The organism is Mucilaginibacter sp. cycad4 (assembly GCF_034263275.1).
GTDB lineage: Bacteria > Bacteroidota > Bacteroidia > Sphingobacteriales > Sphingobacteriaceae > Mucilaginibacter.
The window spans coordinates 5,192,197-5,217,514 of sequence record NZ_CP139559.1 but is presented as its reverse complement, the minus strand read 5'-3'; the positions used below and the strand labels follow the sequence as shown (position 1 = coordinate 5,217,514).

At 43.8% G+C, this 25,318-nt stretch carries 17 protein-coding genes; 14 read left to right on the top strand and 3 right to left on the bottom strand.

Annotated elements, in window-relative coordinates:
- Positions 1–12: 12 nt before the first annotated feature.
- Positions 13–1,416: an MBL fold metallo-hydrolase gene (locus SNE26_RS21145; RefSeq protein ID WP_321555882.1), complete on the bottom strand. Its 1,404-nt coding sequence runs from the start codon at positions 1,414–1,416 to the stop codon at positions 13–15.
- A 155-nt stretch (positions 1,417–1,571) separates the two neighbouring features.
- Here SNE26_RS21145 and SNE26_RS21140 point away from each other — a divergent pair, with 155 nt between their 5' ends.
- The 10 genes from SNE26_RS21140 (at position 1,572) to SNE26_RS21095 (ending at position 15,549) form a co-directional block, all read left to right on the top strand.
- On the top strand, positions 1,572–1,943 hold the full coding sequence (locus SNE26_RS21140; RefSeq protein WP_321555881.1) for a BlaI/MecI/CopY family transcriptional regulator: 372 nt from the start codon (positions 1,572–1,574) through the stop codon (positions 1,941–1,943).
- A 2-nt stretch (positions 1,944–1,945) separates the two neighbouring features.
- Positions 1,946–3,949, top strand: coding sequence for a TonB family protein (locus SNE26_RS21135; protein WP_321555880.1), 2,004 nt, complete (start codon positions 1,946–1,948; stop codon positions 3,947–3,949).
- A gap of 272 nt (positions 3,950–4,221) precedes the next feature.
- Complete coding sequence (locus SNE26_RS21130) at positions 4,222–4,914, top strand: class I SAM-dependent methyltransferase (protein ID WP_321555879.1); 693 nt, start codon at positions 4,222–4,224, stop codon at positions 4,912–4,914.
- Positions 4,914–6,038: a glycosyltransferase gene (locus tag SNE26_RS21125; protein ID WP_321555878.1), complete on the top strand. Its 1,125-nt coding sequence runs from the start codon at positions 4,914–4,916 to the stop codon at positions 6,036–6,038. Before SNE26_RS21130 ends, SNE26_RS21125 begins: the two co-directional genes overlap by 1 nt.
- A gap of 1 nt (position 6,039) precedes the next feature.
- Entirely contained in the window at positions 6,040–6,804 is a 765-nt protein-coding gene (locus SNE26_RS21120; protein WP_321555877.1) for a TylF/MycF/NovP-related O-methyltransferase, read from the top strand.
- A 10-nt stretch (positions 6,805–6,814) separates the two neighbouring features.
- Complete coding sequence (locus SNE26_RS21115) at positions 6,815–8,305, top strand: polysaccharide biosynthesis C-terminal domain-containing protein (RefSeq protein ID WP_321555876.1); 1,491 nt, start codon at positions 6,815–6,817, stop codon at positions 8,303–8,305.
- A gap of 550 nt (positions 8,306–8,855) precedes the next feature.
- On the top strand, positions 8,856–11,576 hold the full coding sequence (locus SNE26_RS21110; RefSeq protein ID WP_321555875.1) for a gliding motility-associated C-terminal domain-containing protein: 2,721 nt from the start codon (positions 8,856–8,858) through the stop codon (positions 11,574–11,576).
- Entirely contained in the window at positions 11,573–12,571 is a 999-nt protein-coding gene (locus SNE26_RS21105; RefSeq protein ID WP_321555874.1) for a PorP/SprF family type IX secretion system membrane protein, read from the top strand. Before SNE26_RS21110 ends, SNE26_RS21105 begins: the two co-directional genes overlap by 4 nt.
- A gap of 1 nt (position 12,572) precedes the next feature.
- The gene (locus tag SNE26_RS21100; RefSeq protein ID WP_321555873.1) at positions 12,573–14,525 is read left to right on the top strand and encodes an OmpA family protein; all 1,953 of its coding nucleotides are present in this window, start codon (positions 12,573–12,575) and stop codon (positions 14,523–14,525) included.
- A gap of 121 nt (positions 14,526–14,646) precedes the next feature.
- Positions 14,647–15,549 carry a glycosyltransferase family A protein gene (locus SNE26_RS21095; RefSeq protein ID WP_321555872.1) on the top strand — a complete coding sequence of 301 codons (903 nt, stop codon included), beginning with the start codon at positions 14,647–14,649 and terminating at the stop codon, positions 15,547–15,549.
- Between the two features lie 504 nt (positions 15,550–16,053).
- Here SNE26_RS21095 and SNE26_RS21090 read toward each other — a convergent pair.
- Complete coding sequence (locus SNE26_RS21090) at positions 16,054–17,247, bottom strand: anhydro-N-acetylmuramic acid kinase (RefSeq protein ID WP_321555871.1); 1,194 nt, start codon at positions 17,245–17,247, stop codon at positions 16,054–16,056.
- 443 nt (positions 17,248–17,690) lie between these two features.
- Between SNE26_RS21090 and nagB the strand changes: the two genes are divergently transcribed.
- The 4 genes from nagB to SNE26_RS21070 all read left to right on the top strand — a co-directional run bounded on the left by nagB (position 17,691) and on the right by SNE26_RS21070 (position 24,411).
- Positions 17,691–19,610, top strand: coding sequence for a glucosamine-6-phosphate deaminase (nagB, locus tag SNE26_RS21085; RefSeq protein ID WP_321555870.1), 1,920 nt, complete (start codon positions 17,691–17,693; stop codon positions 19,608–19,610).
- 199 nt (positions 19,611–19,809) lie between these two features.
- Positions 19,810–20,922 carry a DUF5009 domain-containing protein gene (locus SNE26_RS21080; RefSeq protein ID WP_321555869.1) on the top strand — a complete coding sequence of 371 codons (1,113 nt, stop codon included), beginning with the start codon at positions 19,810–19,812 and terminating at the stop codon, positions 20,920–20,922.
- 1 nt (position 20,923) lies between these two features.
- A complete protein-coding gene (locus SNE26_RS21075) occupies positions 20,924–21,478 on the top strand; it encodes a DUF2059 domain-containing protein (protein WP_321555868.1) in 555 nt (184 codons plus the stop codon).
- Between the two features lie 71 nt (positions 21,479–21,549).
- Entirely contained in the window at positions 21,550–24,411 is a 2,862-nt protein-coding gene (locus SNE26_RS21070; protein WP_321555867.1) for an insulinase family protein, read from the top strand.
- Positions 24,412–24,602: 191 nt separating this feature from the next.
- Here SNE26_RS21070 and SNE26_RS21065 read toward each other — a convergent pair whose 3' ends face one another.
- On the bottom strand, positions 24,603–25,274 hold the full coding sequence (locus tag SNE26_RS21065) for a hypothetical protein (RefSeq protein ID WP_321555866.1): 672 nt from the start codon (positions 25,272–25,274) through the stop codon (positions 24,603–24,605).
- Positions 25,275–25,318 lie beyond the last annotated feature (44 nt).

Genomic DNA, 25,318 nt, shown 5'->3' with positions numbered 1-25,318 from the left:
TAACTATAATGGTTACTCCAAATTAATCTTCTGATGCTGATACGGGATCTCAACATGATGAAAACCATGTGCCTTTATTTTCCCGGCAAAATGCTGCTGTACATCGTACTCGCCGTGAACAAGGAAAACGGTTTTTACCAGTGCCGGGTCCTGGCAGGCCAGAAAATGGAGCAGGTCTTCATAATCGCCGTGGGCGCTCATGGATTTGATGGAGCGAACTTCGGCTTTAACCTCATATGTTTCACCAAAAATATGCACTTCATGATCGCCCCTCAATAACCGCCCGCCCAATGAATTTGGCTCACAATAACCAACCATCAAAATGGTGTTCTTTTGGTTATTGATATTGTTTTTAATGTGGTGCTTTACCCTTCCGGCTTCAGCCATGCCCGATGATGAGATAATAACACATGGCCGCGGGTCATTGTTCAGCGCTTTTGATTCCTCCACACTTTCAATAAACCGCAAACCTTTAAAGCCAAATGGATTGGCATCTGTTTTTAAAACCTCCTGCACGTTTTTATTATAAACCTCGGGGTGGTTCATCAGTACTTCGGTTGCTTTTTCCGATAGAGGGCTATCTACATAATAAGGAACATCCGGGAGCGTGCCTTTTAGCTCAAGGCTGTTTAATGCATACAGTAATTCTTGCGTACGCCCAACGCTGAATGCCGGGATAATCACTTTGCCATTTTTTACTTCGCAGGTTTGCTTAATGATCTCCAGCAACGACTCTTCAATAGGCTCCAATTCTTTATGCAGCGAATCGCCATAAGTTGATTCCAGTAAAATATAATTGGCCTGCTCAAAAGTTTGCGGACTTTTCAGTAACAGATCACCATAGCGGCCAACGTCGCCGCTAAAAGTAATATGCGTGTCTTTGCCGTTTTCGGTAACGGTGATATGCACTGCCGCACTGCCCAGAATATGCCCGGCATCGGTAAAGTTGAATTTTACGGCGGGGGTAATTTCAAACTCTTCGCCATATTCAACAATTTTAAACAGGCGCAGGGCCTCCATTACATCATCTTCGGTGTACAAAGGGTTAAGCAGCGGCAAACCTTTGCGGATACGGTGTTTGTTGCTATACTCGGTGTCCTGTACCTGGATCTTTGCCGAATCGAGCAGCAGGATGCGCGTAAGATCCATGGTGGCCGAGGTGCAGTAAATGTTCCCCTCAAACCCTTCGGCAACCAGCCGCGGAATTAAACCGCAATGGTCAATATGGGCGTGGGAAAGGATCATGTGCGTAACGCCTTTGGGGTTAAAGCCAAAATGTTCGTTCATTTCTTCGGTCTGTTCGCCCAGTCCCTGGAACATGCCGCAGTCTAATAATATGCTGGTACCGTCGTTTAAGCGAAGTAAATGCTTGCTGCCGGTTACGTTACGGGCAGCACCATGGAAGGTTATATTCATGTATAATTTGATGTGATCAACTTAACGAAGATGGCGATTAAAAGTTTAAGAAATTAATAACTAAAAATTTAGTTGCAAATATAAAATACATCCCTTACCTTAGTTTAACCAATTAAATATATTAATACACGAGGTATTAATTTAAAAGTACGCACATGGAAATTAAAGAGTTAACCCGCGCCGAAGAGCAGATTATGCAAGTGCTCTGGCAATTGAAAAAAGGGTATGTTAAAGACGTTATCGACCAGTTGCCTGAGCCCAAGCCTGCCTATAACACGGTGTCGACAATTATCCGCATCCTGGAAACCAAAGGTTTTGCTGGCCATACCGCGTTTGGTAAAAGCCATGAATATCACCCTGTGATCAGCAAAGAGCAATACCAGAATTTTGCCACAGATAAACTGCTGAGCGGCTACTTTGACAACTCCGTTAACCGCATGTTTTCATTTTTTGTGAAGAAGGAAAAGATCGACCTGAAAGAGGCCGACGAGATCATGAAACTGATTGAAAAACTAAAAGAAAAATAGTTATGAGCTGGTGGCAATATTTATTACTGGTAAACATATACCTGTTGCTGTTTTACGGGTTTTATGTGCTTTTGCTTCGTAAAGAAACCTTTTTTCAGCTTAACAGGCTTTACCTGGTAAGTGCCGCTTTGTTATCATTCATGATACCGGTTATACAAGCCAGCTGGGTGCAAAACCTGTTCATCACCCAGCAGGTAAAATATACCTTGTACAGCAGCCCGGTACTGGTTTATCATTTTAAGCCGATAGAGGAATCGCCTGTTAGCATAGGAGAGGTATTGTTGATTTTCTATCTTGCAGGAATTGTCTTTTTATCGGGCAGATTGATCTGGCAGCTATTTAAATTAAAGAAAGTGATCAGCCAGCCCGAATCTCCTGTGTCATATTCCTTTTTCAAAAAAGTAAAACTCAATGCCGATGGTGAAGAGAATGCGGCCATAGCAACGCATGAGGATGTGCATGCCAGGCAATGGCATTCGGCCGATGTGCTGTTAGTTGAACTGGTGATGATCATTAACTGGTTTAACCCGGTGGTATATTTCTATCGCAGGGCAATAAAACATATCCATGAGTTTATTGCCGACAGGCACGCTGTTGAAGCCGGTACCGATAAGACCGATTATGCTATGCTGCTGTTAAGCCAAACATTTCATACACCGACACATGGCCTTGTTAATTCTTTTTTTAACAAAAGTCTCTTGAAAGAACGGATCATTATGCTGCAAAAAAATAAATCACATCGCATGGCGCTCATCAAATATGGGCTTTCGGCACCTTTATTTATTTTGATGATGGTGCTTTCATCGGCTACGATTAATAACAGTGATACCATCTCTGTTATAAACACTAAAGCCGATAAAGTATTTTCAACCCCTGCCAGTAAAGTAACCGAAATAACTATTGATGGACCGGCTCAAACTGATGAAAGGCCGGTTGCCGCTCCCGATACCACACCGGTTTATACCTCTGTTGAGCGTGTGCCCGAATTTCCGGGCGGCCTGGAAGCTTTTGGCAAATTTCTGGCCACTAATATCAAATATCCGGCTGCTGCTCGTGAGCAAAAAATTCAGGGAAGGGTGATCATCACTTTCGTAGTTGAACGGGATGGTACGCTTTCAAACGAAAAGGTGGTTAGAGGTATTACCGGCGACCTTGACAATGAAGCCTTAAGGGTAATGAAACTATCGCCGCAATGGAAGCCAGGCATGCAGGGCAATCGCACGGTAAGGGTGCAGTATTCAGTACCGATTAATTTTGCACTTGCTCCTGATGCAGATACTACAAAGACAGCTGCACCGACGAGATTTTCAATAGCTTCTACCCAATCCGGCGCTGATCCTGTATTTACATCGGTGGAGCAGGTACCTGAGTTTAAGGGAGGATTAGAGGCATTTGGCAAATTTTTAGCAACTAATATCAAATATCCAAAGGCCGCCCGCGATAATAATGTTCAGGGTAGGGTGATCATAACTTTTGTTGTTGAAAAGGATGGGTCATTATCAAATATGAAGGTGTTAAGGGGGATCGGTTCAGGTTGCGACGAAGAAGCTGTGAGGGTGCTTAGCATATCGCCGGCCTGGAAACCGGGCATTCAAAATGGAAAGCCGGTGAAAGTACAGTATTCCGTTCCGATAAGCTTTTCACTGGCCGATAGCAAATCTGCAAAACCCGGCGAAAATAAAACTGGCGCTGTTGTAAATCCGTCCACCGATAACCAGGTTATTTACTCCGGTAGAGTGATCACTGATACTACAAAATCCCATATAATCATTGGTGACGGGTATAATAGCAAATTGGCCCCATTAATTATTATCGATGGGGTAGCCTTGGCACAGGGTACGTCTTTGAGTAAAATTAATCCGAATGATATTGAACAAATAAATGTGTTAAAAGATAAAAACGCTATCGCTATTTATGGCGAAAAGGCTGCAAATGGTGTTGTATTGGTTACTACAAAAACGGCCGCCAGGAAGAAGGCTAACAGTAGTCCGGTAAGAAATAATTGATCTTTTACTCCCTTCCGATAATTTAACGCCCCCGGTTTTTGGTAAGTCCTGAAGTAGTATCATGTTTGCCTGTGAAGTCCATAAATTATTTGCTGCAAAAAGGCAGTAAAATTTGCAAATAGCAATAAGTAGAAAGACCAGCGGATAATTCGTTGGTCTTTTTACTTTTAATAAGTTATGCTATGCTGTTAAATACTAAGTATTAAATAAAAGGCAATCTACAGTATAACAGGTATTTTAAGGGATGTGTAAAAACAGTTACATTTGCAGCCATGAATAGCAATACCAGGCTTAACCCTACCTTATTCTCTACACGTTATGTGCATTTGACCAAACTTAGGGATGCCACGCTGCAGGCCATGCAGGCACTCACTGCTGATAATAAAAAGCTTACACTTATAGATTTTGGTTGTGGAGATATGCCATATCGCTCGGTTATTGAGCCCATGGTGGATAAATACATTGGCGTTGACCTGGATATTAATCCTCAGGCCGATTATCATATTGATTATGATAGCAAAACCACTTTGCCTGATAATTTTTGCGATATTATTCTTTCAAACCAGGTATTGGAACATGTTGACTCTCCCCATAGCTATCTTTCAGAAGCATTGCGGATTTTAAAGCCTGGCGGCAGTATCATATGTACCACTCATGGTTATTGGTATTATCATCCAACGCCTTACGATTACTGGAGGTGGACAAGTGCCGGATTACGTAAAACCATCGAAGCCGAAGATTTTAAAATCACCTCATTTCATGGCATTATGGGCCTTGCTGCAAGTGGTATCCAACTGTTTCAAGATGCCATATTGCTAAAAATGCCTAAATTTATGGTACCCCCATTTGCTTTTGTAATGCAAAGCTTTATCCGTTTGTTTGATAAGATCCATTCGCAGCCGCAGCGTGACAGAGATGCATCACTATATGTTGTGATTGCCCAAAAGCCAATCAGTACTTTGTAATGGATATGTTTAATTTATGCATTATAAAGCCCAATAAAAATGCTTTTTCAGAAACTTTTATACAGGAACACATTGACCGTATAAAAGCAAATAAAAAGGTGCTTTATGGAGGCGCTTTTCCGCTTTATGATGATGATGGAAAATTTCTTATCAGATCAAAGATAGGACTGTTAAGTTATTTTATCCAAAAAAGGATATTTAAAAAACAAGAGATAAACGTACGTACAAAGGCTTTGGCCCGTTATTTAAAATTAAATAATATAGATGTGGTGCTTGCCGAATACGGCATGGTAGGAGCAATGGTAGCTGCTGCATGCAAACATGCAGGTATACCATTAGTTGTGCATTTTCATGGAGCCGATGCCCATCATAACAAAACTATAAGCACCTATAAAAAACTTTACAAAAAGGCGTTCAGCTATTCTTCTGCAATCATTGCAGTTTCTAACGATATGGTTGAGGCCTTGAAAGGTTTGGGCGCACCCGCTAAGAAAATTGTTCTTAATCCTTACGGGGTTGATGCCGCCAAATTCCCTCAGATAGATATATCGCAATCCGGGCCTGACTTTTTGACTATCGGAAGGTTTGTTGAAAAAAAATCGCCGGTTTCTACCGTACGCGCATTTAAAAAAGTACATGAAAAACATCCTGAAGCGCGTTTGTGGATGGTTGGTACGGGTGCGCTGTATGAAGATGTAAAAGCAACAATTGAACGGCTGAATTTAAACGATCAGGTTACTTTAACCGGAGTATTAACAAGCGGCGATATCCATAAGTTAATGAAAAAAATGCGGTGTTACGTACAACATTCCGTAACGGCCGCAGATGGCGATATGGAAGGTACCCCTAACACTATACTGGAAGCCGGTTCATCAGGCCTTGCAATTGTCAGCACGCAGCACGCGGGGATCAGGGAGGCCGTAATTAATGGCGAAACAGGCTACCTTGTACCAGAACATGATATTGACGGAATGGCCACATATATGATAAAAATTGCCGAAGACGTACAACTGGCCGTTGAGCTCGGGGCCAAAGAGGCTGCGCATATCCGTAAAAATTATGACATCCACGATAGGATAGATATATTAACGAACATACTTAAGCAAGCAATAAAAAAAGACTAACATGTTAAAGAAACTGATGCACTCGGTTATTAAAAATTTAGGCTATGACCTGGTTAAACCGGATCCCCGCCTGGTTGTTGATGGCCTGCCTGCCGATTTTGATAAAGCTACGCTGGATACCTATCATAAGGTAAAGCCCTATACTATGACCACGCCCGAACGTATTGCATCGCTATGTAACGCGGTAAACTACCTGGTTAAAAACAACATTCAGGGTGATTTTGTGGAGTGCGGCGTATGGCGCGGCGGCAGCACTATGGCGGCTATTGATACGCTGATTAAAGCGGGGGATACCAGGAGGGATATTTATCTGTATGATACTTTTGAGGGTATGTCTGAACCTACAGAACTTGACAAGGTTTTCACCGGTACAGGTGCCGATGAGCTGATGAACAGCAGCCGGAAAGAAGACCCTACATCAGTATGGTGTTATTCGGCATTAGAGGAAGTGCAGGCTAATGTTGGTACCCTGAAGTATCCAAAGCAACTGGTACATTATGTAAAAGGCAAGGTTGAGGATAGCATCCCCCAAACCCTGCCGGGTAAAATTGCCCTGTTAAGGCTTGATACGGACTGGTACGAATCAACTAAGCATGAACTGGAACATTTGTATCCGTTATTAGTACCCGGCGGTGTCATCATCATTGATGATTACGGCCATTGGGAAGGTGCACGTAAAGCAGTTGACGAATATATTGAAGGCAACAAATTACCGTTGCTGTTAAACAGGATAGATTATACCGGCCGTATAGGCGTTAAGTACTAATTGCACCCAAATGGGAATTGTAAAAAAACAGGTTTATAAAAATACGATGGTATCATACGCGGGTATGGCGATAGCGTATATAAATACTATTCTACTATTCCCTTTTTTTATAACTAATGAGCAGTATGGGCTTTATAACCTGCTCATCAACATGTCGGTATTGTACTCGCTGGTTGCGTCTTTTGGGATACCCGGGGTTATAGCTAAATATTTCCCCTTTTATCGCACGGCCGACCGTAAGCACAATGGCTTTATGCATTGGACAGCCGGATTATCGCTGCTGGGTTTTGTGGTATTAACAGGCTTGTTTGTTTTATTACGACCGGTTATCCTGGCTGCATACATTAAAAATTCGCCATTATTTGTAAAGTATTATTACTACCTCATTCCACTGGCTTTTTTTACCGTAGTTTTTAATTACCTGGAAATAACCGGCAGGATAATTTATAAAACTATTTTCTCCAGTTTTTTACGTGATGTACTGGTTAGGCTCATAACAACGGCTTTATTGGTAATGATGGCATTAAAATGGCTGAATTTTGATGGCTTTATTGTGTTATACATAGCATCATGGGGGGTAATATCAGTCTTATTGATGATTAGCTTATTTATATCGGGCGAGTTTTCACACAGGTTAGATGATCTGAAATTTAGCGGTATAAAAAAGAGCGAGGCCCTTAATTACGGCTTGTTTACTTTTATATCTGTTGCCATTTATGTGTTTTTGCAAAAGGTTGACGTGGTTATGCTTAGCTCCATGGCCGGCGATGCCATACAGGGGGTTTACAGCTGGTATTTCAATATTGCAGTAGTGATCAGCGTTCCTGCCCAGGCCCTCAGCCGCACTACCTATCAAATTGTAGCCGATTCATGGAAATCAAAAGATATGCAGAACATTGCCGGCATATATCGCAAAACATCCATCATTCAAATGGTAATTGGCTGCCTGCTTTTTGTTGGGATTATCATCAATAAAAATAATTTGCTTGGTATTGTGCATGACCCTGAAAAGAGTGCTCAATTTAATGTGATCATAGTTATCGGCCTTGGCTTTTTAGTTGATATAACCGGCGGATTAAATACGTACATTGTAACCACTTCGCACAAATATAAATTGGTTACTTTATTTGTCCTTTTTGCCAGTGTGTTCAGCATCGGACTTAATTACCTGCTCATACCCGGCTATAAAGGCATGGGGGCCGCAATAGCCTATCTTGTTACCATGATATTGCTAAATTTCTGCACCTGGTTCTATATCAAATACAGGTTTAAAATGCAGCCTTTTGACCACAAGCATCTTTTAATCATACTCATCTCTGCAGCCAGTTTCTTTGTCGGAAAATACCTTTGGCTAATGCCGAACCTGTACCTGGACATTATGGTGAGGAGCGGCATAACTGCACTGGTGTACGTTATAATTACCTATTATTGCCATATTTCGGACGATCTTAACGAAAAAATAGATTCCATATTAAGCAAGGTAAAAGGTATTTTAAGATAAATGCCAGATTTTAAGTCGGTATACTGTTAGCGGGCCGCAATTTAAGGAGCAGGTTGCCATAGCATTGTACACCGCCACAGGAGGGTTTGAGCTATCCATAAGTTATATTTTTTGCGCCGCCTACCTAACCCGGCACAGGTTTGCCCACACATTTAGCCGTTGAGGATTTGTAACAACTTCAGTTGCTGCAAAGTATAGTTTAAAAGTTTAATTATAATGTGAACATTATAATTAATTGTATCGTAGAAGAGCGTAGATACCGTTGCAATGTAACGTTACTGATAAACCTGAATTAACAATAAAATCATTAATTAACATAACTGGTTGGGTTAACTCAACGCTGACTGGCTTTGAAATCGTTTCGTTACCGATTAAAATATTCTGAAAGTTTAATAATATGAAAGATAATTATTATCATTATCCGTTAATTTAAGCTATGCACCCTAAACCTGCACCTCTATATAAAATAGTATTATGGGCAATATTTTGCCTGTCTTTTCTCCCGTTCGCTGGTTTTAGCAGGACATTTGAAATCTCATTGCCAGTTAACATGGAGCCGCGGTCTGTTGAGCCACGGTTTACTCCATACCATATTACAGTTGCCCCCCTGCAGGCAATTACTATTTGTTCAGCCGCTGCCGCTGTTCTCAACGGCGACGTAAAAACTCCGGCACCTGACAGTTATCTATGGCAAATAAATAACAACGGGAACTGGGTAAATGCACCGTCGGCAAATACTCAAAAAGATTATATCACATCTTCATTAACAAATACATCTGCTTCAAGTATTGTATACAGCCTGCGCCGCAGGATCTCTACCGCCGGCGTAGTGGATTTTGATTCTTATTATGATGTTACCGTAAGGCCGATAGCAGCAGTAAATAACAATACGATAGTAGCGCCAACTGTTACCCAATTTTGTTCAACAGGCAATCCAACAGCTATTACAGGGAGTGTGCCCGGAGGGGGCGATGGTACTTTTTCATATCAATGGCAATCATCTACAGATAACGCAACATTTAATGATATTTCGGGTGCTGTATCAAAAAATTATGATCCGCCGGTGTTAAATAATGATACTTATTATCGCCGTATGGTTTCATCGGGAGCATGTACAACTCCGGTGCTTAGTAATGTAGTGCTCCTTAAGGTTTCAACACCCCCGCCTCCTCCATCGCCTGCGGCATCGGTTATAACTATTTGCCAGGGAACCCCGGCTACGTTGACGGTTGGCTCTCCCCAGGCCGGATTTACGTACAACTGGTATGATTCGCCGGCTAAAACCACCTTGCTTGCTACAGGAACCTCATATACTACACCTGTTTTAAATGCCGGCAGGAATTATTATGTTGAGGCCTCGAACGGAACTTGCAGCAGTGCGTTGACAACTATACAGGTAAAGGTTACGCAGGCGCCTGCTGTACCTCAATTTTCTCAAACAACGGTTACGGCCTGTACTGGTTCAACGGCAACGCTCAGCGTACAAAATTCGCAAAGCGGTGTTATTTATAACTGGTATAGCAGTGCAACTGATGCCAATATTTTGCATACCGGCAGCACCTTGGTATTGCAAAATGTAACGTCAGCAGTAACTTATTATGTAGAGGGACTTAGTTCAACAGGCTGTAGTTCTACATCGCGCGGAAAGATAAGTTTGGATGTTAAGCCCGTGATAGCGGTAACCAATAACCAGATCACAGCCCCCACGGTTACTGATTTTTGCGTAACCGGTAACCCGTCTGCAATTACGGGCAGTACGCCTGCCGGAGGCGACGGTACTTTTTCATACCAATGGCAATCATCTGCTGATAATATAACTTTCGCTAATATTGCCGGGGCTACATCAAAAAACTATGACCCGCCTGTATTAAGTAAGGGCACCTACTACCGCCGTGTTGTATCATCAGGCATATGTACAACCCCGATGGTGAGTAACGTGATCAGTGTTCAGGTTTTAACACCTCCGTCTGCACCCTCGCCTATAGCATCGGGCATAACCATTTGCCAGGGAACTTCAGCCACGCTGACGATTGGTTCGCCGCAGGCGGGGTTAACTTATAACTGGTATGATTCGCCTGCTAAAACGACAGTGCTTGCCACAGGTACTTCCTACACAACTCCTGTTTTAAATGCAGGCAAAAGCTTTTATGTTGAGGCATCTAACAGCGCCTGCAGCAGTCCCTTAACAACAATACAAGTAACTGTTTCACCGTTACCGGCGGTACCGCAATTTACACAAAGCACTGTTAGTGTTTGCTCCGGCTCCACAACAACAATTACCATACAAAACGCACAAAGCGGTGTTGTTTATAACTGGTACGGCAGCGCAACCGACGCTAATATTTTACATACCGGAACCGGTTACACAATCAGCAATATAACAGCGGCAACAACCTATTATGTACAGGCTGTCAACGCTGCGGGGTGCGGCTCTTCGGCCCGGGGGGCGGTTAGCATAGCTATCATTCCGTTGCCGGTGGTTACAGTAAGCAGTTCGGGAACATCTGTTTGCCCGGGCACCAGTGCTACATTAACTGCTTCAGCATCGGGCGGGGCAGTTATTTCATGGTATGATGCACCGACGGGCGGAAACCTGCTTGCCCAGGGCAATACATATGTTACGGCTAACTTAACAGCGGCAAAAAATTATTACCTGGAAGCTACAAACAGCACCGGGTGTAACAGCAGCGGAAGGGTTACAGTGCAGGTACAGATGACCAAACCGCTTGATGCGCCCGTAGTAACTGTTGGCGAAGTTACCTCATCAAGCGTAGCTTTTGAGTGGAGCGCGGTAAGCGGCGCTACCAGCTACCTGGTAAGTACCGATAATGGTTTAACTTATACTGCGCCAAGTTCGGGCAGTAACGGTTTAACACATAAAGTAAGCGGGCTTGGCCTAAACGAGCCGGTAACCATTACAGTTAAGGCTTTAGGAGCAGCATCATGTACGCTTAGCGCGGCTTCGGCCGCGGTTACTGCCGCCACCATCGACAATAACAATATAATATATATAGCCAACAACTTTACCCCCAACGGCGACGGAAATAACGACATTATTTATGCACATGGAAAAAATATAAAAACACTTTCCTTTTATGTATATGACCAATGGGGGCAATTGGTTTTTACATCAACCGATGTTAACAAAGGGTGGGATGGTTATTATAAAGGCTCATTGATGCCCGTAGGTGTATATGTATACTATTTAAAAGCGGCAATGAATAACGGGGCGCAATTGAATAAAAAAGGAACAATTACGCTATTACGATGAAAAAACTAATACTCATTATTACGATAGCGCTGCAGTTTGCAGTTGCAGGAACGGCGAAGGCGCAGGTTGACCCGCATTTTTCACAATATTATGCTTACCCGCTATGGCTAAACCCGGCGCTTACGGGCGTTTTTGACGGTGATACGCGCTTATCTGCCAACTACAGGGACCAATGGTCAAGCATCAGCAATGGATACCGCACAGCAGGGGTATCTGCCGATTTTAAACCGACCGATAAAGTGGGCATCGGCCTTAATATCCTCGATCAAAAAGCAGGCACTGCCGGGTATAATTACTTTACAGCTTATGGCTCATTCGGTTATGGCATAACCCTGTCAGGCGATGGTAATCAGCGGCTGCACTTTGGTTTGCAGGCGGGTGTTATCAACCGCAGCTTTGATCCGGGTAAGCTCCAGTCCGATAACCAGTATGACCCTAACAGCGGCTTTGACCCAACATTGCCCAATTTTGAAAATTTTGGCTATTCGTCAAAAACGGTATTTGACGCAGGTGCCGGCATCTATTATTATAATGCCGACCCGATGAACAAAGCCAATTTGTTTGGCGGGCTTAGTATTAACCATATTAATGATGTAACAGATCCTTTTGCCGCGGGCGGTATCGCCAGCAAATTGCCTATGCGGTTTACAGCACATGGCGGCGTCCGTATAAAAGCTTCTGATTTTTTCGACCTGATCCCTAACGCAGTTTATGTTAAACAAGGCAAAGGCGAGATCAAAGCTTTCGGATTATACTCTGAACTTAAGTTTGCCGATGATAACGGCCTGGTACTTGGTGGTATGGTGCGGTTACAGGATGCTGCAATTGCCAACGTTGGCTACCACATCCGAAGAATGGTGATTGGTGCCAGTTATGATTTTAATACTTCGGGGCTTCGCGCTGTTACATCCGGCCGCGGCGGTTTTGAATTGTCAATAAGCTATATATTTAGTCGTTACACTGATTCTCCGGCCCCAATTTGCCCAAGGATATAATATGAAAAAACTATTACCTTATTTCTTACTATTGTTTTTTCCGGCGGTTTCATTTGGACAGGTGAAAAACTACAGGGCCCTGGCCGATACTGCCTTCAACAGGCATGAGTACTATACTGCCGCTTATTATTACAAACATATTGCCGATGGTACAACTGATGAACCGAAAAGCAACGTACGGTATTCATCTGCAGGCAAAAAAAGCAGTTCAAAAAAAACAGAGACTAATCAATATATTATTTATCGCCTGGCCGAATCATACCGCCTGTATAAAGATTATACTGATGCAACCATATGGTATGCCCGGTTAGCTGCAGAAGCGCCGGCAGCACAGTACCCTTTAACCCCGCTTTGGTACGGCATCTGTTTGCAGGCAAACGGGAAGTATAATGAAGCTTTGATCCAGTTAAAACAATTTGCAGGCAATGCCCCCGACCCTCAGTATGCCGCTCTTGCTAATAAGGAAATAATCTCCTGCGAGTATGCCTTGAAGCAATTGGAGCACCCCCGCGCCGTTGATGTATCGGCTTTGGTGTTTTTAAATAAAGACCAGGGCGACTACGCCCTTTCCGTAAATTTAGGCAGGTATTGGTTTACCTCATCACGAATGATTGATAAGGATAAGTTTTATACCAACAGGGTTTACAGCTCGGCCATCCTTGATTCAACTAAAGCGCTTGCCACAAACTTTAACGCGTTTGATAAAGAAGGACAAATTGAATACGCCACACCTGCGCTTGATGGTACCGGCACCCGGATGTACCTTACCCGCTGGTATAAAAAGAACGGGAAAACAGTATCTGCCATTTATTTTAGTCGACTGGTAAGCAGTGTATGGCAGCAGCCGGTAAGGCTGAATAATACCGTTAATGCCGAGGGCTATAATTCCAAACATCCTTTTGTTAGTGCCGATGGCCGGCGATTGTTTTTCTCATCCGACAGGCCCGGCGGTGAAGGTGGTGACGACATTTGGGAAAGTAACCTTGATGATACCGGGCAACCGAAAACTGTAAGTAACCTGGGCGATGCAGTAAATACAGCATATGATGAACAGTCGCCATATTATGACCAGGCTGATAAAGTGTTGTTTTTTAGCTCGAATGGTTTTACCGGCATGGGCGGCTTTGATGTTTACCGCAGCGAAGGCGATTTTGGCCATTGGTCGGCCCCGGTTAATTTAGGCTACCCGGTTAACTCATCTAAAGACGATCTTTATTACAGCCTTGATCCAACCAATGCAAATAAATTTTACCTGAGTTCGGCGCGCGGCTCTGATTGTTGTTTAAGCCTGTTCACCGGGCAGTATAAATTTTTATATATCAGTGGCCGTGTTATTGATTGCCGCACTAACAGCGGCATGGCCGGAGCAAGGGTGATCCTTAAAGATCCAAACGTTAAAATGGGTTTGGTTGTTAAGGTAACCGATGCCAAAGGCGATTATGTTTTCCAGGTAAAGGAAAAGCTGCCCAGGTATAAGCTGGAGATCTCGCAAAAGGGGTACTTTACCAAAGTTATTCCTGCGCCGATAGTAAAGCCGGGTATTGACACGCTCATTAACCCCGAAATTTGCCTGCAGGATTATAAGATCAATGTTCAGATAACGATTGAGAATATTTATTTTGATTTTGGTAACGCCCATCTCAGGTCCGAATCATTTGATACCCTGGATAAGCTGGTAGCCATCATGAACGATAACCCTAAAATTAAAATCGAGCTTGGCTCACATACCGATGGGATAGGCAGCGATGCAGCGAACATGAAATTGTCGCAGGCCCGTGCAGAGGCTTGTGTTGATTACCTGTTATTGCAAGGCATTAAATCATCACGTATTAAGGCAAAAGGCTATGGAAAAAGGATGCCCGTTGCCCCAAACAAATTGCCAAATGGCAAGGATAACCCCGAGGGCAGGCAGCTTAACCGCCGCACCACATTTACTGTAAAATCGGCAGAATAAAAACAAATTATTTTATTTGTTTGCAATCGGGAGGTTATGGTATAATTTTACCTTCGCAAATTTAATGCCCTGCTAAATGCCGGGTGGTTAATTTCAATACCTGATCTGCTGAAATCATACAATGCAAAACCTTGCCCCTATAGCCCTTTTTGTTTACAACCGGCCCGATCATACCCGCCGTACCATCAGTTATTTGCAGCAAAATTTACTGGCCGATGAGTCGCGCCTGTATATTTTTTGCGATGCAGCCAAAACCGACACTGATAAACCGAAGGTTGAACAGGTGAGGCAACTGGTAAAAGATGTAAGCGGTTTTAAATCCGTAAAAGTTGTTTTGCGTGATCATAACCTCGGTTTGGCCGAATCCATTATTAGCGGGGTAACGCAGTTGGTGTATGAATATGGCAAAGTGATCGTATTTGAAGACGACCTGTTATCTTCACCGTATACCCTGCAGTATTTCAATGACGCGCTAACAAAATATGCAAACCATGAACAGGTAATGCATATTGGCGCATATATGTACAACCTGCATGATAAAACCCTGCCCGAAACTTTCTTTTACCGTGCGGCCACCAGCTGGGGCTGGGCAACCTGGGCCCGTGCCTGGAAAAACTTTGAACCTGATGTTGATAAGCTGATTGATCAGTTTGATACGCTGAAAATAGCCCGGTTTTCGATAGAAGGCAAAATGAACTTCTGGAAGCAGATAGAACAGTTTAAAGCTGGTAAAAATAATTCATGGGCCATCCGTTGGTATGCCTCTATCTTTTTGAAGAACGGGTTGACGCTGAACCCCTCGCAATCGCTTATTCAAAATATAGGCCATGACGGTACGGGTGTACACTCTAATAACGAAGATATTTACCACGTACAAATGGCACGCAAACAGGTAACACAATTTCCGGAGGTGATACAGGAAAATGAGCAGGCTTATAGGGCCATTAAACATTTCCTGGCTAACAGAAAAGGAACACTGCTGCAACGTGTGAGGCGCTTTGTGAGGCAGCAGATGGGGCGTTGATTTATGTTTGAATATCTTTTAATTTTCTCATTAATAAAAGGTGTCATTTCGACGAGCCAAAGGGGATTTGTGTACCGGAGGTTAGGAGAAGTCTTCTACGCCCTGCTCTTACAGGAATTTAACGTCCTATCAGGGTCTCTCGCAGATTTAAGTTTACCCACAAAATTCATTAACCTAAAATTGCGACAGGAGGCACCTACGGATCCAAAAAACTGTTCGTTTTAGCTATAAACACGTGGCCCCGCTGAGGCCGGCAATGTTTTATATTAGTATACCCGGTCTGCCATTTGGTCTCAGAGAGGCCACGTGTTTATAGACAAAATTTAAAGAAAAATAGACTCCAGCGGAGTCTCGTAATCGTAAACTTACCGTGTAACCGCTGCTTAGTGCACATTTAGATTTTATGGGTAAACCTAAATCTGCGAGAGACCCTGAGGGAACATGATCGCGTTTTAATTTGCTTGCCGGAGACGATGTGATGCGTCTCTGCGTTGAAATAATTAATCAAACCGGGAGACAAAATTTCCCCATCAATACCGCAGGGTTAACACCGATCCTGATCGGTTCACCGCATAATGCTTCATTGCCTAACAGCGCAAACAGTATCGCTTCCTTGGCGTCGGGATTAATCCCCATTGTACTGCTATCTTCAATTAATGTTTCCGGCAATAATTTTTTTAATTCGCCAACAACAAACGGATTTCTCGCTCCGCCACCGCTGGTGAAAATTTTAATATCATCTCCGGAGATATTTTCCCTGATAAAGCTTGCTATAGATGCCGCTGTAAAGGCACTTAAGGTACAAACAAGATCTTGATTGCTAATTTGCTTTATGCCTGATTGTTCCTGTGCTTCGGCAACTATATCAAGATTAAACAGTTCTGGTCCGGTGGTTTTAGGTGCTTTTTCTTTAAAAAAGGGATGGGAGAGGAGTGCCGTTAATAGGTCCCCATTTACGGTTCCGCTATAAGCTATAACCGAATCTTCATCAAATGGCTTATCAAAATATTTACGGCAGGCAGCATCGATGAGTGTATTGCCGGGGCCTATATCGGTGCAAAGCACACGGCTAAAATCACCGTCGCCCGGCAACCAGGTTAAATTGGCAATGCCTCCTATATTTAACAATACCCGGTTCTCGCCGGGTTTATTGCCTAATAATACATCTCCATATAAAGCCAGCGGAGCGCCCTCTCCCCTGGCAGCAATATGCTTTTGCCTGAAATCGCTGATGGTTAATATACCGGTTTTTACGGCAATATGGTCGCCGTCGCCAATTTGCAGGGTGGCGTTAGGATAGTTTTTATGCTGATGTAAACGCTGGGGTGCATGGTAAATAGTTTGACCATGACTGGCGATAAAATCAACCTCTTGTGGCTCGACATGCCATTGATCAAGTGCCTGCAATATCAGTTCGGCATGATAGCTGCCGATATAAGCGTTCAGTAAAGTTACCTTTTCAAGATCGGCATTGCGCCGGGCAAACACCTGCTGAACTTCCTGCTTAAAACTATCCGGATAGGGGATGGTGATAAATTGCATCAGCTCAAAATGTGTGCTTAAACCATTCCCGGTAAATTTACACAGGGCAATGTCAAGCCCATCCAATGAGGTGCCCGACATTAGGCCTATGCCCATTTTTGATGGTTTTTGAGCGATGCTAAACAGGTGTTGCAGGTTATGGTTCAATGGTATCATGGGCTTAAATTACTATTTGTGCGGCAACCCGCAAAAGTTGGGGCAAACGCATTTAATATTTTAGTTACGATGATTTGTTGTTAATATAGCTAACGAAATAAGACAATGATATTGGCAAACTATCAGTATCAAATGACACTTGTTTTATAGCCTGATGCCGGTTAAACGGGTCAGGTTTCATCAGCACCTGCTTTTGTCAATAACAGGTGCAAACGTTCGGATGTGTTAGTCGCTCAAAAATATCAGTTTAGTGTAACCCATGGCTGTGATTAAAATATTGATTATTAACGTGTTGTGTTGTAAATATTTGAAATGTGTTAACCCGTGTTAACCCCCTTTAAATGCGTTTGCACTGCCGCAAAAGTTAAAATAATAACGGCACTATGTAAATATCTGATATATTTGTTTTGAACAACTAACCTCATTTACATTTCCTAAGATTCATGGCACGATTAAATTTATTGGAAGAGACACGTTACGAGAAGTTACCGGTAAGCGTATACAACAACCAGCAGGAAGCCTCAGTGGCAGTAGCGAACCGGATAGCAGATCTGATCCGCGCAAAACAGGCCAAAGGCGAAAAAGCGGTATTAGGACTTGCCACCGGTGTAACCCCGATAGGGGTATATGCCGAACTGGTAAGGCAGCACAAAGAAACAGGCTTGAGCTTTAAAAATGTGATCACTTTCAACCTGGATGAGTACTACCCCATGAAACCCACAGCGGCTCAAAGCTATGTGACCTTCATGTATGAAAACCTTTTCAGCCATATTGATATAGATAAAACGAATGTGCATATCCCGGATGGCACATTGGATAAAGAGGCGGTGGCAGGGTACTGCCTGGCCTACGAAAAGCAGATTGAAGAACTGGGAGGATTAGACCTTCAAATCTTAGGTATCGGCCGTACAGGCCACATCGGTTTCAACGAACCAGGCTCCGCACCCAACTCAGGTACTCGGATGGTCACTTTAGATGATTTAACAAGGAGTGATGCCTCAAGGGATTTTGGTGGTAAGGCGAATGTGCCAACCAAGGCAATCACGATGGGTATCGGCACCATCTTCAAGGCAAGGGAGATCATCCTGATGGCCTGGAGCAGGAAGAAAGCGCCAATCATCAAGAAAGCAGTAGAAGGGGAGATCTCGGGCGAAGTACCGGCAACCTACCTGCAACTATCCGACCATGTAGAGTTTGTACTGGACGAAGCAGCGGCATCAGAGCTGACGCGGTTTGATACCCCATGGTTAGTAAAAGACTGCGTATGGGACAGCCAGCTGAAAAAGAAAGCGGTGATCTGGCTGGCAAGCGAAATCAACAAACCGGTACTGAAACTAACGGAAGAAGATTATAATAACCACGGCATGGCCCAACTTGCCGTAGAGCAGGGCCCGGTATATAATATCAATATCGATATTTTTAACCAGATCCAGCATACCATCACCGGCTGGCCGGGTGGTAAACCGGATGCCGACGATTCGCAAAGACCGGAAAGGGCATTACCTGCCAAAAAACGTTCTATCATCTTTTCCCCACACCCGGATGATGACGTGATCTCGATGGGCGGTACATTTATCCGATTGGTAGATCAGGGGCATGATGTACACGTAGCTTACCAAACCTCGGGTAATACCGCGGTATGGGATGACGATGTATTGAGGTACATGGAATTCGCTATCGACTTTACAAAAAGCATTGGCGAAGACACCGCGCACCTGAAACAATCCTATGAAGATATGCGTGCCTTCTTCCCGACTAAACAGCCAAACGAGATCGATACCCAGGAGATCAGGAATGTAAAAGGCTTCATCCGGAAAACGGAAGCGATTTCGGGAGCAAGATATGCAGGACTGCAGGATGACCATATCCACTTCATGGCGCTGCCGTTTTACGAAACCGGCAAAACCAAAAAGAACTCGGTAGGTGAGGAAGATATTCAATTGACCATCGACCTGCTTCAAAAAGTAAAACCACAGCAAATTTTTGCGGCCGGTGACTTTGCTGATCCTAACGGTACGCATTTAGTGTGTTTCAAGATCATATTGGCAGCACTTGACAGGTTAAAAGGCAAGGAAGCCTGGGTAGAGGATTGCTGGCTGTGGATGTACCGCGGCGCATGGCACGAGTTTGAAACCTATGAGATAGAAATGGCGGTACCATTGTCACCACAGGAAGTGATCCGCAAACGTAATGCGATCTTCAAACACCAGTCGCAAAAGGACAGGCCGGTATTCCCGGGTGATGACGCACGGGAGTTTTGGGTAAGGGCCGAAGACCGGACCCGCGATACAGCCCAACGCTATGACCGCCTCGGCCTTGCCGAATATGAGGCTATGGAAGCGTTTAAACGATATATGTTTTAATTGAGTTTGAATTGATCCTCGTCGCCCGTGTCCTCACGGGCGATAGGAAAAAGGTAAAAAGCAATGGCCTTGTGCGAATCCCCTCTTGAGAGGGGCGGAGGGGTGTGTTCCTCGTCACACGACGAAACACACCCCTGCCAATGCACATATCCCACCCGCCCCCTCTCAAGAGGGGAGCTTTGAATTTGATCATAAGCCGATGACCTCAACCACAACCGAAAAGCCAAAACGCCTTCTTTCCCTCGATGTATTCCGCGGAATTACTATCGCTGCGATGATCCTGGTAAACGATCCCGGCGATTGGGGACATATTTATGCACCGCTTGAGCATTCCAAATGGAACGGCTGCACACCTACCGACCTGGTTTTTCCCTTCTTTTTGTTTATGGTTGGCGTATCGGTTATATATGCCATGGAAAGTAAAAAGGCTACGGTATCGCACAGTAAACTCATCCTTAAAGCACTTCGTCGTACCGTGATCCTGCTGCTGATTCCCTGGGCAACTCAACTGATCTTGCACCCCGATAACGGGCTGGCTCATTTACGCCTGCCGGGGGTGCTGCCGCGCATCGCATTGGTCTATTTTATCAGCACGGTGCTTTATCTTAAAACATCGCAAAAAACACGCGACTGGATTTTTGCCATCGCACTCATAAGTTATTTTATCATCATGGCCTTTATCCCGGTACCGGGTGTAGGCTATGCCAATCTCGAACCCGAAACCAATATGGGGGCATGGATAGACAGACTGGTATTTACGCCCGACCACCTCTGGCGCGAATCGCATACCTGGGACCCGGAAGGTTTGCTTGGAACTATTCCTGCCGTTGCCACAGCCCTGTTTGGTATTAGGGTGGGCAGCTGGCTAAAGCGTAAAGACCGCGATGACAATATCAAAACTAACTGGATGTTTGTTTACGGAATAATCGCGGTTATAGCAGGCTTGTTTTGGGATTTGTTTTTCCCCATTAATAAAGCCTTGTGGACAAGCTCCTTTGTGCTTTATACCGGTGGGCTGGCAACCATAGGGCTGGCTTTATGCTACTGGCTTATTGACATACAAGGGTATAAACGCTTTACTTATCCCTTTGTGGTATTTGGCACCAATGCTATAACGGCTTATGTGCTGTCGGGCTTTATCCCGCATTATATGGGGATGATCAAAATAAATGGCTCATCCCTATATCAAACATTTTTTGCTCCTTATTTTTCACCTGTAAATGCTTCATTGGTAAGTGCTATATTTACGGTGCTCATTTTATGGGTGGTGATATGGGCGTTCTACATCAAAAAGATTTTTATCAAAATTTAATATGAACCTAAAACTTAAACTTATCGCACTTGCGGGCGTAATCCTGTTTTCTTTTTCAACATTAAGAGCTCAAACAAGCAATCAAGCATTTACTGCTTCGCATTTGAAAACCGCAGAACAGTTTCTTTTGGCTACCGGTACTAAAGAACAGTTTGATGCCACAATGAATAGTATTATCAAACAGGGGGCGAAGAATGTTGACTCCAATCAACGTGATGCTTACTTGAAGGTAATGAGGGAGTTTGTTGGTAAATATTTAACATGGGATGTACTCAAAGAAAAACTTGCTGAGGTATACGCTACCGAATTTACAGAAGCTGAGTTGAATGAACTAAATATTTTTTACAATTCGCCTGTTGGAAAAAAGCTTGTTACAAGGACTCCGGAACTATTGAGTCGTATATCAGCAACAAGTCAGGGTATAGTAGCCGAGCACAAGACCGAACTTGAACAAAACATAGCTGAGGCATATAAGCATACCGACCCACCTGCGGTGAAAGAGCTGGTAATACCCGCTGCTTCCCAACCAACCTCAAAAACAGCTACAAAACATTAATTTTCATAACAATACTTTGTAACTAAGATTTTCGTTTTGCATCTTAGTACCCTGACTATTTAAACTTTATAATGAACCTGAACAAATACGTTCCGCTGGCCCTATTGGCTTTAACACTTTCAGGCGGGAGTGCTTTTGCACAAGTAAAAAAGAAACCTGTTCCATCGCCTAAAAATAAACCGGGCACCCAGGCCATTGCTGCCAAGAGCGATGTATTACCGGTTGACAAGGATGTGATTATAGGCAAATTGCCCAATGGCTTAACTTATTATATCCGTGCCAATGTTGAGCCTAAAAGCAGGGCCGAGCTTTACCTGGTTAATAAAGCCGGCTCGGTTTTGGAAAATGACGATCAGCAAGGTTTGGCCCACTTTACCGAACACATGGCTTTTAACGGCACGCGCGATTTTCCAAAAAACCAGATGGTTGACTACCTGCAAAAAGCAGGCGTAAAATTTGGCGCCGATTTAAATGCTTACACCTCGTTTAACGAAACCGTATTCCAGTTGCCTTTGCCAACTGATACTGTCAGCGTGTTTGAAAAAGGTTTTAACATATTGGCTAACTGGGCCGGTTATGTAAGTTTTGATCCAGCCGAAATTGATAAAGAACGCGGCGTTGTTTTGGAAGAAGAGCGTCTTCGCGGCAAAAATGCCCAGGAGCGTTTACAGCAACAAACGTTGCCCGTGCTGCTTAATAATTCGCGATATGCATTGCGTTTACCTATCGGTAAGGAAGATATCTTGAAAAACTTTAAGCCCGAAACCATCAGGGCTTTTTACCAGGACTGGTACCGCCCCGATTTGCAGGCTGTTATTGCCGTTGGCGATTTTGACCCAAAACGTGTTGAAGCACTCATTAAACAAAACTTTTCACAGCTTAAAAATCCGGCAGCCGAAAAGCCGAGGACAAAATATTCCGTACCGGCCACACCGGGTACCGCGGTAAAAATTGTTACGGACCCTGAGTATCCATACACTATAGCGCAGATCATTGTAAAACATTCCGGCACCGTTACTAAAACTACCGGCGATTATATGCAGCAGGTAAGGGTGCAGTTATTTAACCAGATGCTTAACTCGCGGATAAACGAGTTGCTGCAAAAACCTAATCCGCCGTTTTTATATGGCCGTACCAGCTACGGTAATTTTATCGGCGATCAGGATGCTTACACTTCATTGGTTGTCGCTAAACCTGGCGAACTTGAAAAAGCGGTTAAAGCCGTAGTGGCCGAATCAGAACGCGCCCGCAAATTTGGTTTTACCCTTACCGAACTGGAACGCGCCAAGCAGGATGCGCTGGTTGGTATTGGTAATGCTTACCGGGAGAGGGATAAAACCCCTTCGGCAAATTTTGTACGTGAATACCAGGCTAACTTTTTAACCGGTGAAGCCATCCCGGGTATCAGCTATGAGTACAATTTTTATATAGGTAATATCTATAAAGTAAGCCTGGCCGATATGAATGCTATGGCAGGTAAATTTATCAGCGATCAAAACCGGGTAGTGGTAGTACAGGCCCCGGATAAAGAAAAAGCTAATTTGCCCGATGAAAAAACCTTGCTGAACTGGATCGCCACCGGCGGTCAAAATGTAACTGCCTATATTGATAATGTATCGAGTGATCCGCTATTAGCTAAAGTACCGGAAGGCACTAAGGTTACTAAGGAAGAAACAGATGAGGCCCTTGGAACAACTACTCTTACTTTTGGCAACGGTTTAAAGGTGATATTAAAACCTACCGAATATCGTAACGATCAGATCCTGATAAACGGCTACGCCTTTGGCGGTACATCGCTGGCAAGTGATGATGATTTTACATCAGCAAACCTGGCCTCATCGATAATCAGCAGCAGTGGTATAGCGCAGTTTAACCAGGGCATGCTTGATAAAAAGCTGGCCGGCAAAAACCTCAGCATTTCGCCGTATATCAGTGAATTTGCACAGGGCATTTCGGGAAATACTTCACCAGCTGATTTTGAAACTGCCCTTCAGTTGATTTACCTGTACTTTACCCAGCCCCGGAAAGACAAAGATATCTGGGATGCCAACATCGATCAAACTAGGTCGATACTGAGTACACGCGGGCTTGACCCCGGAAGTGTTTACCAGGACACGGTATCGGCTGTATTAAGTAACTACAATTTCCGCGGGATGGTTACCACTATTCCAAGGTTAAATGCAGCAACGCTTGATAAAGCATATGATTTTTACAAAAAACGCTTTGCCGATGCCAGTGGTTTTACCTTTACGCTGGTAGGTAATTTTAATGTGGAAACAGTTAAGCCATACCTTGAGCATTACCTTGGCGGTTTACCATCAACCAATAGCAAGGAAACTTATAAAAACATGAATATTGAGCCGCCTGCAGGTTTGGTCACCAAAACGGTGAATAAAGGAGTAGGCGATAAAAGCACGGTACAATTGATTTTTAGCGGCGATTATGATTACAGCGAAGCAAACAACATACAGGTTGATGCATTGGAAGAGGTATTGAACATTAAATTGATTGAACGTTTACGCGAGCAGGAAAGCGGCGTTTATGCTCCCGGAGTAAGGGCCAGCTACCATAAAATTCCGGGAGGACGCTACTCTTTTACTATATCTTTTGGTTGCGCACCCGAAAATGTGGATAAGCTGATTAACGCTACCATGGAGGAGATAGCCAAAATTAAGCAGAACGGCGCACTACCTGCAGATATCCAGAAATTTGTTGCTGAAGAAGCCCGTTCAACACAGCAGCAGCTTAAGCAAAATGTTTTCTGGGCAGGATATCTTGCATCTACATCGCAAAACGGCGAAAACCCGGATCAGATCCTGGGGCATGTAAGCAGCCTTGAACAAATAACACCTCAAAGCACTAAAGATGCCGCCAATAAATACCTGAGCGGTAAAAATCTGATTAAACTGATATTGATGCCTGAAAAGAAATAAGGGTGATTGAATAGCATAATTAAAAAAGGCCTTCCAGCATTCGGAAGGCTTTTTTTATATAAAACGGGTCATGCTGAATTTATTTCAGCACCCCACAGGAAAGGTAGCCGATTTGCTTAGCAGCGCGCGCCAGGGAGTGAGGATTGAAACAAGGTCGGCATAACATGTCAGGTATCGCCATCAAATAATAATCAATGCATATTCAAATAAGCCGATGCAGTATCATTGGCTTTATGTACTACCACGCCAACGCAATGGCCGCTGCCATCTATTTCAAAAGAAATCCCTTTACTCATATCTGTATAAACCTGCACCTTGCCGCCTTTAGTGTTATAAGTTGAGGTTGGTTTCAGCGTGTAAATCTTCTGAATATCCTGTTTGGTTGAACCTACACCAATGCCGTCATCAGTTTTAAATTGCGGCGATGTTACCAGGATCTTTTGTATGTGGCTCACGGATTCATCCTTGCCTCCCATGTTGCGGTGCGAAAAAACCGCGGTACGGTAACGGGTAATATCATGTTTGGCAAACCAGACCATCAACGAACTACCCATGGCTGCGTCGGAGCTATCGGGCTTGCCCAATTGCTTTATTACATTTTGAACATCATCATTTAAAATAATATGCCCGATGCTTTTACCAGGATTTATCAGCCAGGCGGACTGCACGGTGTTGGTGGTATTAGTGTCCGATGCCATGGTATGGTGGGTGAAGGTATCGTTTTTATTGCCAGGATGTTGGCCCGTGGTGTCCCTGGGTACCTTATTGGTATCGGCCAAAGTTGTTTCTTTTTTTGAATTGTTGCCGCAGGCCAAAAGGCAGATGGCTATCGAAATGATTATTAAGCTATTTCTGATCGTCATATAACCATAACCAATTTAATAGTTATTTTGTTGGCTCGATTATT